Annotated in this window: 13 protein-coding genes; 6 read left to right on the forward strand and 7 right to left on the reverse strand. The window is 69.8% G+C overall.

Annotated features, from left to right (window positions below):
- Window positions 1-1405 (forward strand): DNA gyrase subunit A (locus VNT50_RS10960; RefSeq protein WP_325485152.1); only part of this gene is annotated, 1405 nt, incomplete at its 5' end.
- Here the strand turns inward: VNT50_RS10960 and VNT50_RS10965 are convergent.
- Window positions 1357-1782 carry an HNH endonuclease gene (locus VNT50_RS10965; RefSeq protein WP_325485153.1) on the reverse strand — a complete coding sequence of 142 codons (426 nt, stop codon included), beginning with the start codon at window positions 1780-1782 and terminating at the stop codon, window positions 1357-1359. The genes VNT50_RS10960 and VNT50_RS10965 overlap by 49 nt on opposite strands.
- 11 nt (window positions 1783-1793) lie before the next feature.
- Window positions 1794-3890, reverse strand: a complete 2097-nt coding sequence (locus VNT50_RS10970; protein WP_325485164.1) for a DNA gyrase/topoisomerase IV subunit B — start codon at window positions 3888-3890, stop codon at window positions 1794-1796.
- A gap of 169 nt (window positions 3891-4059) precedes the next feature.
- On the opposite strand from VNT50_RS10970, the gene VNT50_RS10975 reads away from it, so the two are divergent.
- A complete protein-coding gene (locus VNT50_RS10975) occupies window positions 4060-4287 on the forward strand; it encodes a DUF7455 domain-containing protein (RefSeq protein WP_325485154.1) in 228 nt (75 codons plus the stop codon).
- Here VNT50_RS10975 and VNT50_RS10980 read toward each other — a convergent pair.
- Together VNT50_RS10980 and VNT50_RS10985 are read right to left on the reverse strand one after the other, a co-directional pair.
- Window positions 4284-5339 carry an alanine racemase gene (locus VNT50_RS10980; RefSeq protein WP_325485155.1) on the reverse strand — a complete coding sequence of 352 codons (1056 nt, stop codon included), beginning with the start codon at window positions 5337-5339 and terminating at the stop codon, window positions 4284-4286. The two genes, VNT50_RS10975 and VNT50_RS10980, sit on opposite strands and share 4 nt — an antisense overlap.
- Window positions 5336-6058: an alanine racemase C-terminal domain-containing protein gene (locus VNT50_RS10985; protein ID WP_325485156.1), complete on the reverse strand. Its 723-nt coding sequence runs from the start codon at window positions 6056-6058 to the stop codon at window positions 5336-5338. The genes VNT50_RS10980 and VNT50_RS10985 overlap by 4 nt, the downstream gene beginning before the upstream one ends.
- Before the next feature lie 45 nt (window positions 6059-6103).
- On the opposite strand from VNT50_RS10985, the gene VNT50_RS10990 reads away from it, so the two are divergent.
- Window positions 6104-7126, forward strand: coding sequence for a sugar-transfer associated ATP-grasp domain-containing protein (locus tag VNT50_RS10990; RefSeq protein ID WP_325485157.1), 1023 nt, complete (start codon window positions 6104-6106; stop codon window positions 7124-7126).
- Window positions 7127-7327: 201 nt separating this feature from the next.
- Here VNT50_RS10990 and VNT50_RS10995 read toward each other — a convergent pair whose 3' ends face one another.
- The 3 genes from VNT50_RS10995 to VNT50_RS11005 all read right to left on the reverse strand — a co-directional run bounded on the left by VNT50_RS10995 (window position 7328) and on the right by VNT50_RS11005 (window position 10668).
- Entirely contained in the window at window positions 7328-8068 is a 741-nt protein-coding gene (locus VNT50_RS10995; RefSeq protein ID WP_325485158.1) for a coenzyme F420-0:L-glutamate ligase, read from the reverse strand.
- A 19-nt stretch (window positions 8069-8087) separates the two neighbouring features.
- Window positions 8088-9503, reverse strand: coding sequence for an RNA polymerase sigma factor (locus tag VNT50_RS11000; RefSeq protein ID WP_325485159.1), 1416 nt, complete (start codon window positions 9501-9503; stop codon window positions 8088-8090).
- A 205-nt stretch (window positions 9504-9708) separates the two neighbouring features.
- Window positions 9709-10668: a proteasome assembly chaperone family protein gene (locus VNT50_RS11005; RefSeq protein ID WP_325485160.1), complete on the reverse strand. Its 960-nt coding sequence runs from the start codon at window positions 10666-10668 to the stop codon at window positions 9709-9711.
- Window positions 10669-10754: 86 nt separating this feature from the next.
- Between VNT50_RS11005 and VNT50_RS11010 the strand changes: the two genes are divergently transcribed.
- From VNT50_RS11010 to VNT50_RS11020, 3 genes are all read left to right on the forward strand, one after another.
- Window positions 10755-12263 (forward strand): leucyl aminopeptidase, encoded by a 1509-nt coding sequence (locus tag VNT50_RS11010; protein WP_325485161.1) that lies wholly within the window; start codon window positions 10755-10757, stop codon window positions 12261-12263.
- Window positions 12260-13633, forward strand: coding sequence for a dihydrolipoyl dehydrogenase (lpdA, locus tag VNT50_RS11015; protein ID WP_325485162.1), 1374 nt, complete (start codon window positions 12260-12262; stop codon window positions 13631-13633). Before VNT50_RS11010 ends, lpdA begins: the two co-directional genes overlap by 4 nt.
- Before the next feature lie 65 nt (window positions 13634-13698).
- Window positions 13699-14346: biotin/lipoyl-containing protein (locus VNT50_RS11020; protein ID WP_325485163.1), on the forward strand; the 648-nt coding region annotated here is incomplete at its 3' end.

Raw genomic sequence — 14346 nt, forward strand, 5'->3', positions numbered from 1 at the left:
CCAGACCCTCGGTCTCAAGGAGCTCCTGCGCGTCTACATCGACCACCGCATCCAGGTCGTGACGCGCCGCAGCCGGTTCCGGCTCGCCCGCCGCGAGGAGCGCCTGCATCTCATTGAGGGACTCCTCATCGCGATCCTCGACATCGACGAGGTCATCCAGGTGATCCGCACCTCGGACGACAGCGAGCAGGCGCGTGCGCGGCTGCGGGACGTCTTCGACCTGAGCGAGGTGCAGGCGGAGTACATCCTCGAGCTGCGGCTGCGCCGTCTGACGAAATTCTCCCGGATCGAGCTGGAGGCCGAGCGCGACGCGCTGAAGGCCGAGATCGCCCAGCTGCAGGAATTGCTCGGCAGTGAAGTGCTCATCCGTGCGCAGGTGGCCCGCGAGCTCGAGGCCGCGGCCGACGCGCACGGAACCCCACGCCGCACGATGCTCATGAACGCCAAGCCCGCTGCGACGCGGCCCGCGCGGGGCGCGCCCGCCCTCGATCTCCAGATCGCCGACTCCCCCACCGTGGTGATCCTCTCGACCACGGGCCGGGCTGTGCGCGTCGACCTCACCGAGGGTCAAGAGCTCACCGTTCCCGCCCGCCGCAGCAAGCACGACGCGATCCTGGCTACGGCAACGTCCACGACGCGGGGAGAACTCGGTGCGATCACCTCCACCGGCCGCCTGCTGCGCTTCAGCCCGGTCGACCTGCCATCGGTGCCCCCCGCCTCCGTCCAGCTCGGAGCGGGTGTCGTCCTGCACGACTACCTCGGCATCGCCGACAAGGCGGACCGCGTGGTCGGGCTCGTGCGGTTCGATGACGACACGCCGGTCGCGCTCGGCACCAGGCAGGGAGTCGTCAAGCGAATCGTCCCGTCGACGCTGCCGGCGCGACCGGAGCTCGAAGTCATCGGCCTCAAGCCCGGCGACACCGTGGTCGGGGCGGACTCCGCACCCGACGGCGTTGAGCTCGTGTTCGTCACGAGCGACGCACAGCTGTTGCGCTTCCCGGCATCCGCGGTCCGTCCGCAGGGCGCTCCGGCGGGCGGAATGGCCGGCGTCAACGTCTCGGCAGCGGCGAGCGTCATCCATTTCGGTGCGGCCGAGGGCGAGGACGTCGTGGCCGTCACGATATCCGGCGCCGACGGCGTGCTTCCCGGCACGGATGCCGGTCGTGTCAAGGTGTCGCGCTTCGACGAGTTCCCGGCCAAGGGCCGTGCCACCGGAGGCGTGCGGGCGCACGCCTTCCTCAAGGGTGAAGACCGGCTCACGCTCGCGTGGGTCGGGCGCGGACCTGCCCTCGCGGTCGCCTCGGACGGGGCCGCCCGAGCGCTGCCGGAGGCGACGGCCAAGCGCGACGGGTCCGGTCAGCCGCTCGATGCCGTGATCGGGTCGATCGGCCGCACGCTCGGGTAGACGGGCTCGGCGCGTGGGTCGGCGACCTCGGCACCGCGCCCCAGGAGGGTCATCACCTCGTGGTGCCGTAGGAGGAAGGCGCGCTCGTCGAGCCGTTTGCGCCGCAGCCACCGCGTCACCTCGTCATTGCTCTTGCTCGCGTTGCACGCGCGGCAGGCCGGCACGATGTTCTCGATCGTGTAGCGGCCGCCGCGGGAGAGCGCCAGCACGCAGTCGCGCTGCAGCGCGGAATCACCCGCTCCGCAGTACGCGCAGCCGCCGCCCCACGCCTCCTGGATCGCCGCCCACTGAGCCGGCGTGAGGTCGTTGTCCGCGGCATCCATTCGCCGCTTGCGCTTGCGAGCAGCCCGTGCGCGCCTGCTCCCCCCGACCGCCATCGTCGTCGCGCCTAGGCGTCGATCGCCTCGCGGGAGAGGCGGTGCGAGGACTCCACGATGAACTCGCGGCGCGGGGCGACCTCGTTGCCCATCAAGAGCTCGAACACGTGTCCGGCGGCCTCGGCGTCTTCGAGCCGCACGCGGCGCAGCAGACGGCCGCCACGGTCCATCGTGGTCGTGGCGAGCTGATCGGCATCCATCTCGCCGAGTCCCTTGTAGCGCTGCACGGGCTCGTGCCAGCGCCTGCCCGACTTCGTGATCTTGGTCAGCAAGGTGTGCAGCTCGGGCTCGCTGTAGGTGTAGATCGTCTCGTTGGGCTTCGTGCCCGGGTTCATCACGATCACGCGGTGCAGGGGCGGCACGGCGGCGAACACCCGGCCGGCCTCGACGAGCGGGCGCATGTACCGGAAGAAGAGAGTGAGCAGAAGGGTGCGGATGTGTGCGCCGTCGACATCCGCATCGCTCATCAGGATGACCTTGCCGTATCGAGCGGCGTCCAGATCGAACGAGCGGCCCGAACCCGCGCCGATCACCTGGATGATCGAGGCGCACTCGGCGTTGCCGAGCATGTCGCTCACCGACGCCTTCTGCACGTTGAGGATCTTGCCGCGGATGGGAAGCAGCGCCTGGAACTCGCTGTTGCGGGCGAGCTTCGCGGTGCCGAGTGCGGAGTCGCCCTCGACGATGAACAGTTCGGAATGCCCGACCTCGGAGGACCGGCAGTCCACGAGCTTCGCGGGCAGCGACGACGACTCGAGCGCGTTCTTGCGCCGCTGGGTCTCTTTGTGCGCGCGAGCGGAGATGCGCGCCTTCATCTCGGCGACGACCTTGTCGAGCAGCAGCGCGGTCTGGTTCTTGTCGTCGCGCTTGGGCGAGGAGAACCGCGCGCCGAGCTCTTTCCGCACGACCTGCGTCACGATCTGGCGCACGGCCGGGGTGCCGAGCACTTCCTTCGTCTGGCCCTCGAACTGCGGCTCGGCGAGGCGCACCGTGAGCACGGCGGTCAGGCCCGCCATGACGTCATCCTTCTCGAGCTTCTGCGTCCCATTGCCCGCGGGTCCGACCTTCAGGCGGCGGGCGTTCTGCGCCACCTGATCGCGCAGCACCTTGAGCAGCTCCTGCTCGAAGCCCTGCTGGTGCGTGCCGCCCTTGGGTGTCGCGATGATGTTGACGAACGAGCGTGTCGTGGTGTCGTAGCCGGTCCCCCACCGCACCGCGATGTCGACGTGGCACTCGCGCTCGACCGCGGTCGGCACCATGGCACCGGTCGGCTGCAGCACGGGGACGGTCTCGGTGAAGTTGCCGGTGCCGGTGAGGCGCCACGTGTCGGTCACGGCGGAATCCGTCGCGAGATACTCCGCGAACTCCGAGATCCCGCCGTCGAACCGGAACGACGTCTCGACGTGCTCCTCTGCGCGCTCGTCGCTGACCACGATCTCGAGGCCCGGAACGAGGAACGCCGTCTGCCGGGCGCGCGTGGCGAGCTCCTCGAACTGGAAGGCGGCGTCCTTCGTGAAGATCTGCCGGTCGGCCCAGTACCGGATGCGCGTTCCGGTGACTCCGCGGGCGGCCTTGCCGACGACGCGCAGCTCGCTGCGCTCCTCGAAGGGGGTGAAGGGCGAATCGGGCGACCTCGTGCCCTTGTCGGCGAACACGCCGGGCTCGCCGCGGTGGAACGACATCGCCCAGGTCTTGCCGCCGCGGTCGACCTCCACGTCGAGCCGCTCCGAGAGCGCGTTCACGACGGATGCCCCGACGCCGTGCAGCCCGCCGGATGCCGCATACGACCCTCCGCCGAACTTCCCGCCGGCGTGCAGCTTGGTGAAGACGACCTCGACTCCGGACAGGCCGGTGCGGGGTTCGATGTCGACGGGGATGCCGCGCCCGGTATCGTGCACCTCGACGCTGCCGTCGGCGTGCAGCGTAATGTCGATGCGGGATCCGTTGCCGGCGAGGGCCTCGTCGACGGCGTTGTCGATGATCTCCCACACGCAGTGCATGAGACCGCGGGAATCGGTCGAGCCGATGTACATCCCGGGGCGTTTGCGGACCGCCTCAAGCCCCTCCAGGACCTGAAGATGGTGCGCGGAATACTCGGAGGTCACAATCTGCAAGCCTAGCCGCGGGCCTCGCACCGGCCGGGTCGACACTCTGCCGCGCACGCATCGGTACGCGCACAGCGAAATGTCACCGCTTCGCGGCATTCTCGAAACATCTGCGTGGTTGTATTGATCGCACCCCCGCACCAGACGGCGATACGCACAAGGAGGCACCGAGATGAACACGCTATCGACACCTGCCGAACCGGGCACCGCTGTCATGTCGTACCGCCTCAGCGCGGCGGATCGTTGCGACTCCTGCGGAGCTCAGGCCTACATCGCCGCCGAGGTGAACGGCAGCGAGCTGCTCTTCTGCGCCCACCACGGTCGCAAGTACGAAGACAAGCTGCGCAGCATCGCCACGTCGTGGCATGACGAGACCGCTCGCCTGGCCGAGGTCCTCTAGCCCGTCGGCTTCTCACCCGAGACGACTCTCGGAACGGTCGGCGACACCCTCACCAGGAGCTCTTCGCCGACCGTTTCGATCGTCTCGGCGAGGTCGGTCGCCGAGGGGCCGTCTGCGCCGAACACGATGACCTCGTGGTCAGCCCGGGCGCCGGGCCAGGCCTCGACGCGACTCTCGGTAGGCCCGATCTCGATGAGGGGGCGGCGTCCGTGCGGCGTGGCCACCGACACCCGACCCGCGAGCGGAGACGGCAGCCCGTCGAGCGAGCCGATGGCGATCGTCACCGCGTCGCCGTCGGCGGAGACCACCGGGGCGGTGAGCGTTGCGATGGGGCGGATGCCGAGCTCGTCGTCGCCCGGGCCGCCGGCCGGACGGATGCCGTAGCAGAACGCGCCGATGCGCACGAGGTCGTAGCGGAACTCGGGACGCGCGAAGGATGCCGCGCTGGCGGCGAGGTGGCGGACCTCGATCTCGAATCCGGCGCTCGTCGCCGCGGCGACCGCGGTGTCGAACGCGGCCCGGGAGAGGTCGTCCTCTTCGTCGCTGGCCTCCGCGATGTGGCTCCAGATGCCCACGACGGAGATCAGCCCGGCATCCTCATACCCTTTCGCCCGCGCGAGCACGGCCGGCCAGTCCTCCGGCCGGATGCCGTTGCGGTGCAGCCCCGTGTCGATCTTGAGGTGCACGCGGGCCGCACGGTGCTGGGCGGCCGCGACCGCCGCGACGTCATCCAGAAACCCGGCGTCGCCGACGCCGAGGTCGACATCCGCGTCGAGTGCCGCAGCGATCTCGGCGGCCCCGACCGTGAGCCACGAGAAGATGCGCGGCCGGGGCCCGCTGACCGCCCGTGTGGCGATCGCGGCGCGCACGTCGAAGGCGCCGAACCAGCGAACGTCCTCGGCCACCGCGCGCGCCACGACGGCGTCGATCCCGTGACCGTAGGCATCGTCCTTGACCACCAGCATGAGCTCGGCGGGTGCGACGCGGGCACGCGCGGTCGCGACGTTCTCGGCGAAGGCCGAAAGGTCGACCTGCAGCCGGGCGGCACTCATGGAACGAACTCCCGGGCAGCTCGGAGCCCGACCGCCGCGGCCAGCTCGCCGGCGGTCATTCCGGTCGCGGCCACCCATTCGCCGATCCCCGGCATGCCCGTGCGGGGGTCGCCGAAGAACGCCACTTCGTCGCCGCGCGCGACCCTGGACTCTCCGACATCCACGACGCAGACATCCATGGCCACTCGCCCGACGATCGGATGCCGCCGCCCGTCGATCGCGACGCTCGCGGCGTTGCCGAGCGCCCGAACGATGCCCTGCGCGTAGCCGCCCGTCACGAGCGCGACCGTCGTGTCGCGGGACGCGCGATGGGTGTAGCCGTACGAAACGCCCTCCCCCGCCCGCAGCGTCTTGAGGCTCAGCACCCAGCCGTGCAGGCTCAGGACCGGCAGGGTCGCACCGGACAACCCGAACACCGCGTTCGGGTCGATGGCCGGCCCGGATGTCACGACGAGGGCGGGCTCCACGACGCCGCGCAGCGCGGCGACGCCAGACTCGTCGGCGAGGACGCCCGCGGCTCCCGCGTCCCGCGCGGCGCGCGCGACGAACGGGGAACCGTGGCCCCAGGCATCCGCCCGCACGTCGATGACGCCGCCGTCGATCCCGGCGAGCACCGCCTCGAGGTTGGTCGCCAGCGCGGCACGCGAGATGCGCGCGGCGGGGGTGCTGCGCTTCGGCGAGCCCGCGGGCGCCGGGCGCCCAGGGATGCCAGAGGTCACGCAACTAGACTATCCGGGTCCCCCGTTGCCTACCCCGGAGCACGCATGCCCTCGAATGGCCTCGGCCTCGCCCCCCGCTTCCGCTACCTGATCGAGCGTGCGCGACGCATCGACGCCGGTTCCGTCATCGAGCGCGCGAAAGAGGCGTCCGAGCAGCACGGCAAGGCCGTGCCGGTGATCGTCGCCGACATGCTGTGGTCGGCCGCGCGCCACAATGTCGGGTTCCAGGACTACATCGACTACGACTTCGCGATCCTGACCCGTGACGAGCGCGCGACCTACATGACGCACCCGGTGTCGAACCAGATCGCGCAGCGCTACGCGCACCCCGACTTCCGGCACATCTTCCACGACAAGATCGAGTTCGACAAGGCCTTCGACCCCTACCTCCGACGCGCGTGGATGGTGATCGAGAAGGGAAACGCCGACGAACTGCGCGCCTTCCTGGAGCGCCACGGCACGGTCGTCGTGAAGACCCCGATGGGGCAGGCCGGCTCCGGAGTCTTCCGCTACCACGCCGCGGACGTCGAGGATTGGGACGAGTTCCACCGCACCCTCCTCGCCCAGGGGCGCCTTCTCGTGGAAGAGGTCATCCAGCAGCACGCCGATCTTGCGGCGGTCTGCCCGGGCACGGTGAACACGACCCGGATCACGGCGTTCTTCGACGGCGAGCGCACCCACATCCTCGCGATCGCGCAGAAGTTCGGGCGCGGCGAGGTGAGCGACCAGATGTCGTTCGGCGGCTTCTACACGATGCTCGATGACGCCGGCCACGCCGTCGGCCCCGGATACGACTCGCATGCCCACGTGCACGAAAAGCACCCGGATTCCGGATTCGTGATCGCCGACTTCCAGCTGCCGATGATGGACGAGGTCAGGGCGTTCATCGATCAGGTCGCGCGCGTCGTGCCGCAGGTGCAGTACGTCGGCTGGGACGTCGTGGTCACCCCGACCGGCCCGGTGCTCGTCGAGGGCAACTGGGGCGCGGGCGTGTACGAGAACAAGCCGAGCGTCACGGGGATCCGCACCGGCCACAAGCCCCGCTATCGTGAGGCGATCGGGTTCTGACACGAGGCGGAGCAATGCTGCGAAGCCGCGTGCGTGTCAGGGTTGAGTAGCCGCGAAGCGGCGTATCGAAACCTCCACTGATCTCGATACGCGGCTTCGCCGCTACTCGATCACCGGGGGTGGCGGCTGCGCCCGCTACTCGATCACCGGGGGGTGGCGGCTGCGCCCGCTGCTCGATCACCGGGGGTGGCGGCTTCGCCGCTACTCGATCACCGGCGCCGGGCGGACGATGCCGAGCGGTGTGGACTGGTGTCCCTGTCCGAGCGGGTTGTCGCCGAGGATCGCCAGGAGGCGCTTCTCCCCCGCCTTCCCGAGCGTCGAGCCGAGGATGTTGCCGCCGAGATCGTTGATGTCGACCACGGCCACGTCGGCGGTCCCGCCGATCAGCCTCTTGAGGTGTGCGGCGACCTCCCGGGGCTTGTCGGGTCCGAGCACGACGGCCTTGTTGTACGGCGGGATCGTGCCGCTCGTGGGACCGTCGATCGCACGGGCCTTGTCGCCCGCGATGCGGTAGAAATCGCCCTTGCGCCCGAACAGCTTCGTGATCGCCGACACGGCGGCGGCGAAGAGGATGCGGGGCGCACCGCATTCGCGGAGTGCCATCTCCATCGTCTCCGGCATCCCCAGGCCGATGCCGTGGGGCGTGCGTGTCACGTACTTGGAGAGGAACAGCGCCAGCCGGCGGGGCTCGATCTCCTCGAGCAGGTAGGAGCGACCCTGCGTGATCGCGACGATCTTCTCGGTCACGAAGAGCAGATCGCCGGGCCGCACCGACGGCGCGCCGAATTCGGTGATGATCTCGTCGAGGTCGTCGCCGGGCATCACGACCCGCGTGCGGAGCGGAATGCGCGCGTAGCGCGCGCCGTCCACCTGCACCTCGAGCTGCTTGCCGGTGTTCGCTTGCGGCGGGTTCGCCGCGGGCGACTGCGCGTCCGAGCTCATGCTCACTCGAGCCTCAGCATCACTCAAGGTAGTCGCGCAGCGACTGTGAGCGGCTCGGGTGGCGCAGCTTCGCCATCGTCTTCGACTCGATCTGACGGATGCGCTCACGCGTCACACCGAACGTGTCGCCGATCTGGTCCAGCGTCTTCGGCTGGCCGTCGCCGAGCCCGAACCGCATGCGGATGACGCCCGCCTCGCGCTCGGAGAGCGAGTCGAGCAGCGACTCCAGCTGCCGCTGCAGCATCGTGAAGCCCACGGCATCCGCCGGAACGACCGCCTCGGTGTCCTCGATGAGGTCACCGAACTCGCTGTCGCCGTCCTCGCCGAGGGGCGTGTGCAGCGAGATGGGCTCGCGGCCGTACTTCTGCACCTCGATGACCTTCTCGGGGGTCATATCCAGCTCGCGGCTGAGCTCCTCGGGCGTGGGCTCGCGGCCCAGATCCTGAAGCATCTGGCGCTGCACGCGGGCGAGCTTGTTGATGACCTCGACCATGTGCACGGGGATGCGGATGGTGCGGGCCTGGTCGGCCATGGCGCGGGTGATGGCCTGACGGATCCACCACGTCGCGTAGGTCGAGAACTTGAAGCCCTTGGTGTAGTCGAACTTCTCGACGGCGCGGATGAGACCGAGGTTGCCCTCCTGGATCAGGTCCAGGAACTGCATGCCGCGGCCCGTGTAGCGCTTGGCGAGCGAGACGACGAGGCGGAGGTTGGCGCCGAGCAGGTGCGACTTCGCGCGCTGGCCGTCGCGAGCGACCCACTGCAGGTCGAGACCGAGCTGGCTGGTCTTCTCCGCCGGCGTCATGAGCGACAGCTTCTCTTCGGCGAACAGTCCCGCCTCGATGCGCATCGCGAGTTCGACCTCTTCCGCCGCGTTCAGCAGGGGAACCTTGCCGATCTGCTTCAGGTAGTCCTTGACGGGGTCGGCCGTGGCGCCCGTGATCTGGGCGGAGTAGACGGGGACATCGTCCTCGTCGGAGGAGGAGATGACGATCGCGCCGGTCGGCAGGGGCTCGGAGAAGGCGGGCTTGGTCTCCTCCTCGTCGTCATCGTCGTCTTCGACGGCTTCCGTCTCTGCCTCCGGTTCGGGGGCCGCGGCAGCCTTCCGGCCGCGCTTGGCCGGGGCGGCGGCGGGAGCCTCGTCGTCATCGGGGTCGAGCTCGACGTCGTCGATGTCGACGGCTGCGTCGTCGTCGAGCTCGATGGCGTCGTCGTCCTCGGCCGTCGCCGCTTCGCCTGCGGGCTTCGCGGTGTTCGCCTTGGTCGTGGCGGTCTTCGCCGCCGTCTTCTTGGCCGGGGCCTTGGCAGTGGGCTTCGCCGCCGGCTTCTTCGCAGTGGGCGCCTTGGCGGCCTTCGCGGGGACCTCGACGACGGCGTCGGCCGCAGTGTCCTCGACTGCGGGAGTCCGCGCGCTGGTCTTCGTGGCAGGAGTCACGTTTCGCCTTTCACCGGCTCGCGGACTTCACGCGCGACCGGTCGATCTCGGACACTAGTAAGACCCTTGTCAAGTCCGGAGCCGATCGACGCGCGATGCGAGCCCCGTTGACAACGGGTCAGGTATTCCATTGTCTCATACGTCCTGCGCCGATGCGGACGCGGGAGTGAGACACGCAGAGGACAAAACGCCAGGACGGGCGAGACTATTCCGTCAGAGGCGAGGGAGGCACGCCGCCACCGCGCTTGTCGTCGTCGGGCGATGGCCGCGACGCTAGATAGCGCTCGAGTTCGGCGGCCAGTTCATCGGCGCTGGGCAGGTCCGCGTCCTCCAGCAGCGGCGGGGTGACGACGCCGCCGCTCATGCCTGCCATGTACGCGTCGTAGCGCTCCTCGAGCCCGCGCACCATGCGGCTGAGCTCTTCGTTGCCCTCGACCTGCTCATCGACCTTCGCGATGTACTCGCGGTTCTCCTCGCGGAGGTCGTCCGCGGTGAAGACGAGGCCGGTGGCCGTCATGATGCGATCCATCGCCGCGATCGTGGCCGCGGGGTACTCGGTGTCGGCGAGGTAGTGCGGGATGAGGAGGACGAACCCCGAGATCCGCGCGCCGGCGGCGGCGAAGCGGTATTCGAGCAGGTGGCCGGCCGTAGCCGGCACCTGCGTATGCGGGCGCCACACCGAGTGGGCGGCGGTGAGATCCTCCCGTGTGCCGCTCACGGTGGTCCCGATGGGGCGTGTGTGAGGCACGGGCATGGAGATCGCGTGCACCCACGTCACCGTCGACACCTCGAGCACGTCGGCGAAGCGGAGGATCGCGGCCGAGAAGGCGTCCCACGCGAAGTCGGGCTCATAGCCGGCGAGGAGCAGGAAGGGCTGCCCCAGTGCGTCACGCGAGAGCGAGAGCTCGAGGCGCTGCGGCTGGTAGTCGGTGAGGTGATCCTCCTCGAACGAGACGATGGGGCGACGCGCCCGGTAATCGAGGAGGGCGTCGTTGGAGAAGATCGCGATCGGAGCGCTGTCGAGCTCGTCGCGGGCGTAGTCGATGAGCCCGGACACCGCGCTCCCGGCATCGGTGAAACCCGTGAGCAGGATGACGAGCGGCAACCCCGCGGGGACGGCGGGGCCGTTCGCGACGCGTTCGTAGAGGTCTCCGAGAGGGGGCATGCCTCCATGCTACGAGCCGCCCGCCGACCATGGGGGGCGTCCCGGCCCCGCTCTCAGCGAACACGGCGAATCCTAGGATGGGTTGCATGCCACTTCCCGAACTCGCTCAGAGCGGTGCACCCATCCGTGAATCCGACGCCGACGCGATCCTGCTGGCAGTCCCCTCCCTCGAGGGAGACGCATCGCCGGCACTCGACGAATGGCCCGGGCTTCGCGAGGCACTGACCGCCGTGGGGTTCACCGGGGGTCCCGGCGCCTTCACCCGCATGCACCTGCCCGAGATCACGTCGCTGCCCCTCGCCGTCGTCGGCACGGGAAAGACGCCGGATGCCGATGCCGTCCGCGGCGCCGTGGGCACCGGCATCCGCACCCTCACCGGGTTCGAGACCGTGGCCGTCGCCGTGGCCGGAGCACCTGACGGTGCCACCCTGCGTGCTGCGGCGGAGGGAGCGGGCCTCGGCGGTTACACCTTCGAGGGATACAAGTCGGGCGGGCCCAAGACGCGCGCCGCGAGGGTGATCCTGCACGCCGACCTCGCGTCCGAGGACGTCAGGGCGGCGCAGGCGGCCGCCGACGCCGTCGCGCTCGTCAAAGATCTCGTCGCGATTCCCGCGGAGTGGCTCGGCCCGGACGATTTCGCCCAGCGTGCCGTCGCGTCTGTCGCCGACCTCCCGGTCGAGGTGCAGGTGCTGGATGAGGCCGCGCTCGCCGAGGGCGGCTTCGGCGGCATCCTCGGAGTGGGAAGGGGGTCCGACCGTCCCCCGCGACTCGTGCGGCTCGACTACGCGCCGGCAGACGCCGTGCGTCACGTCGCCCTCGTCGGCAAGGGCATCACCTTCGACACCGGCGGCCTCTCGCTGAAGCCCGCGGCGTCCATGGTCGGCATGAAGTACGACATGTGCGGCGCGGCGACCGTCCTCGCCGTCCTCCGGGCGGCGGCTACTCTGCGGCTTCCCGTGCACGTGACCGCGTGGCTCTGCATCGCCGAGAACATGCCGTCCGGTCGCGCCACGCGGCCCGGCGACGTGCTGCGTATGCTCGACGGCACGACCGTCGAGGTGCTCAACACCGACGCCGAGGGCCGCCTCGTGCTGGGCGACGGGCTCGCCGCCGCGAGCCGCGAACACCCCGACGTCATCATCGACGTCGCCACCCTCACCGGGGCGATCACGGTCGCCCTCGGCACGCGACACGCCGGTGTGATGGGCGAGGGGGCAGCCGTCAGGGAGTACCTGGATGCCGCGGAACGGACCGGGGAGCTCGCCTGGCATCTCCCGCTGCCCGCACACATGGTCGATGACCTCGACTCCCCCATCGCGGATCTCGTCAACGCGAAAGTGGGCGATCCCGCGGGAGGCTCGCTGTTCGCGGGGCTCTTCCTGCGGCACTTCGTGGGGCGCACCTCCGATGCGGAAGACGCGCCCCGCATCCCGTGGGTGCACCTCGACATCGCCGGTGTCGGCATGAACAAGGGCGGCGGCTACGGCTTCACCGACAAGGGACCGACGGGCGCGACGGTGCGCTCGCTCATCGAGTTCATCGCGGGCTCGTCGGCCGCACAGGGATCCGCCGCACAGGGAGAGGAGTCGCGATGAGCGACCACACGTTCGACCTCGTCGTCCTCGGCGGCGGAAGCGGCGGCTACGCGGCCGCCATCAGGGCGTCCGAGCTCGGCAAGTCGGTTGCCCTGATCGAGAAGGACAAGGTCGGTGGCACCTGCCTGCACCGCGGCTGCATCCCCACGAAGGCGCTCCTGCACGCTGCGGAGATCGCCGAGAACGTGCGGGATGCCGCCGCCTACGGCGTCACCGCCCGCCTCGAGGGGATCGATCCCGAGGGTGTCCGCGCGTACCGGGATGGCATCGTCGCCAAGAAGTTCAAGGGACTCGAGGGCCTCCTCAAGGCGCGGGGCATCACGGTCGTCGCCGGCGAGGGGCGCCTCGAGGCGAATCGCACGGTCCGGGTCGGCGACGACCGCTATGCGGGCGAGAACGTCATTCTGGCGACAGGGTCGTACAGCCGCACCCTGCCGGGCCTCGAGATCGGCGGACGGGTCCTGACGAGCGAGGGCGCGCTCGCGCTCGCGCAGATCCCCGAGCACGTCATCATCCTCGGTGGGGGCGTCATCGGCGTCGAGTTCGCGAGCGTCTGGCGCTCCTTCGGGTCGCGCGTGACGATCATCGAGGCGCTGCCGCATCTCGTTCCCAACGAGGACATCGCGCTCAGCAAAGGTCTCGAGCGCGCGTTCCGCAAGCGGGGCATCGCCTACAGCCTCGGCGTGCGGTTCCAGGGCGTCACGCAGACGGATGACGGTGTCACGGTGACCCTCGAAGACGGCACCGCTCACGACGCCGACTACCTGCTCGTCGCGGTCGGTCGCGGCCCCCTTACCGCCGACCTCGGATACGAGGAGGCGGGCGTCGTGCTCGATCGCGGCTTCGTGAGGGTCGACGAGTCCCTCCGCACCGGCGCGGACGGCGTCTGGGCCGTCGGCGACATCGTGCCCGGCCTGCAGCTGGCGCACCGCGGTTTCCAGCAGGGCATCTTCGTGGCCGAGCAGATCGCCGGGCTGCACCCGGTGCCGGTGCCGGATGCGAACATCCCGAAGGTGACCTATTCGAGCCCCGAAGTGGCTTCGGTCGGGCTCACCGAATCGCAGGCCGTGGAGTCGCACGGCGCCGACTCGGTGGTGTCGTACGAGTACAACCTCGCCGGTAACGGCAAGAGCGAGATCATCGGCACGACCGGGCTCGTCAAGGTCGTGCGCCGCAAGGACGGGCCGGTTCTCGGCGTGCACCTGCTGGGCGACCGGGTCGGGGAGCTCATCACCGAGGGTCAGCTCGCGGTGGGATGGGAAGCGCACCCCGAAGACATCGCACCGCTCATCCACGCCCACCCCACGCAGAGCGAGGCGCTCGGGGAGGCCTTCCTCGCCCTCGCAGGCAAGCCGCTGCACGCGCTGTAGGCGACGGTGTCCCACCGTCATCACTAAGCTAGAGAAGGCATCGACATCTTGAAGGAGACACCGTCATGAGCACATCCGTGGTCCTCCCCGCGCTCGGCGAGAGCGTGACCGAGGGAACGGTCACCCGCTGGTTGAAGCAGGTGGGCGACACCGTGCAGGCGGACGAAGGCCTGCTCGAGATCTCGACCGACAAGGTCGACACCGAGATCCCCTCGCCGGTCAGCGGTGTGCTCGAAGAGATCCTCGTGCAGGAGGACGAGACCGTCGAGGTCGGCGGCATCCTGGCGAAGATCGGTGACGGGGGCGGCTCCGCCGACAGCTCGCAGGAGGCTGCTCCCGCGGAGTCGGCGCCCGAGACGGAGCCCGAGGCGCCGTCGACCGAGAAGCCGGTGGAGGCCGATGTGCCCGCCCAGGAGTCCGCACAGGAGGCGCCCTCCCCCGAGCCCGCTCCCGCGGCGAGCGGCGACAGCACGTCTATCGTGCTTCCGGAACTCGGCGAGAGTGTCACCGAGGGCACTGTGACGCGCTGGCTCAAGCAGGTCGGCGACAGCATCGAGGTCGACGAGGGCATCCTGGAGATCTCGACCGACAAGGTCGACACCGAGATCCCCTCCCCTGTGGCAGGGGTCCTGCAGGAGATCCTCGTGCAGGAGGACGAGACGGTCGCCGTCGGCGCCGTGCTCGCCAAGGTCGGCAAGGGTGCGCCCGCAGAG

Source organism: Microbacterium sp. (assembly GCF_035554235.1).
Taxonomy (GTDB): Bacteria; Actinomycetota; Actinomycetes; order Actinomycetales; family Microbacteriaceae; genus Microbacterium.

Excerpts from the sequence above, each read along its gene's own strand:
- VNT50_RS10995 (WP_325485158.1), bottom strand. The coding sequence starts at position 8,068 with ATGAGCTCGGACGCGCAGTCGCCCGCGGCGAACCCGCCGCAAGCGAAC.
- VNT50_RS10980 (WP_325485155.1), bottom strand. The coding sequence starts at position 5,339 with ATGAGTGCCGCCCGGCTGCAGGTCGACCTTTCGGCCTTCGCCGAGAAC.
- VNT50_RS10975 (WP_325485154.1), top strand. The coding sequence starts at position 4,060 with ATGAACACGCTATCGACACCTGCCGAACCGGGCACCGCTGTCATGTCG.
- VNT50_RS11010 (WP_325485161.1), top strand. The coding sequence starts at position 10,755 with ATGCCACTTCCCGAACTCGCTCAGAGCGGTGCACCCATCCGTGAATCC.
- lpdA (WP_325485162.1), top strand. The coding sequence starts at position 12,260 with ATGAGCGACCACACGTTCGACCTCGTCGTCCTCGGCGGCGGAAGCGGC.
- VNT50_RS11005 (WP_325485160.1), bottom strand. The coding sequence starts at position 10,668 with ATGCCCCCTCTCGGAGACCTCTACGAACGCGTCGCGAACGGCCCCGCC.
- VNT50_RS10965 (WP_325485153.1), bottom strand. The coding sequence starts at position 1,782 with ATGGCGGTCGGGGGGAGCAGGCGCGCACGGGCTGCTCGCAAGCGCAAG.
- VNT50_RS10990 (WP_325485157.1), top strand. The coding sequence starts at position 6,104 with ATGCCCTCGAATGGCCTCGGCCTCGCCCCCCGCTTCCGCTACCTGATC.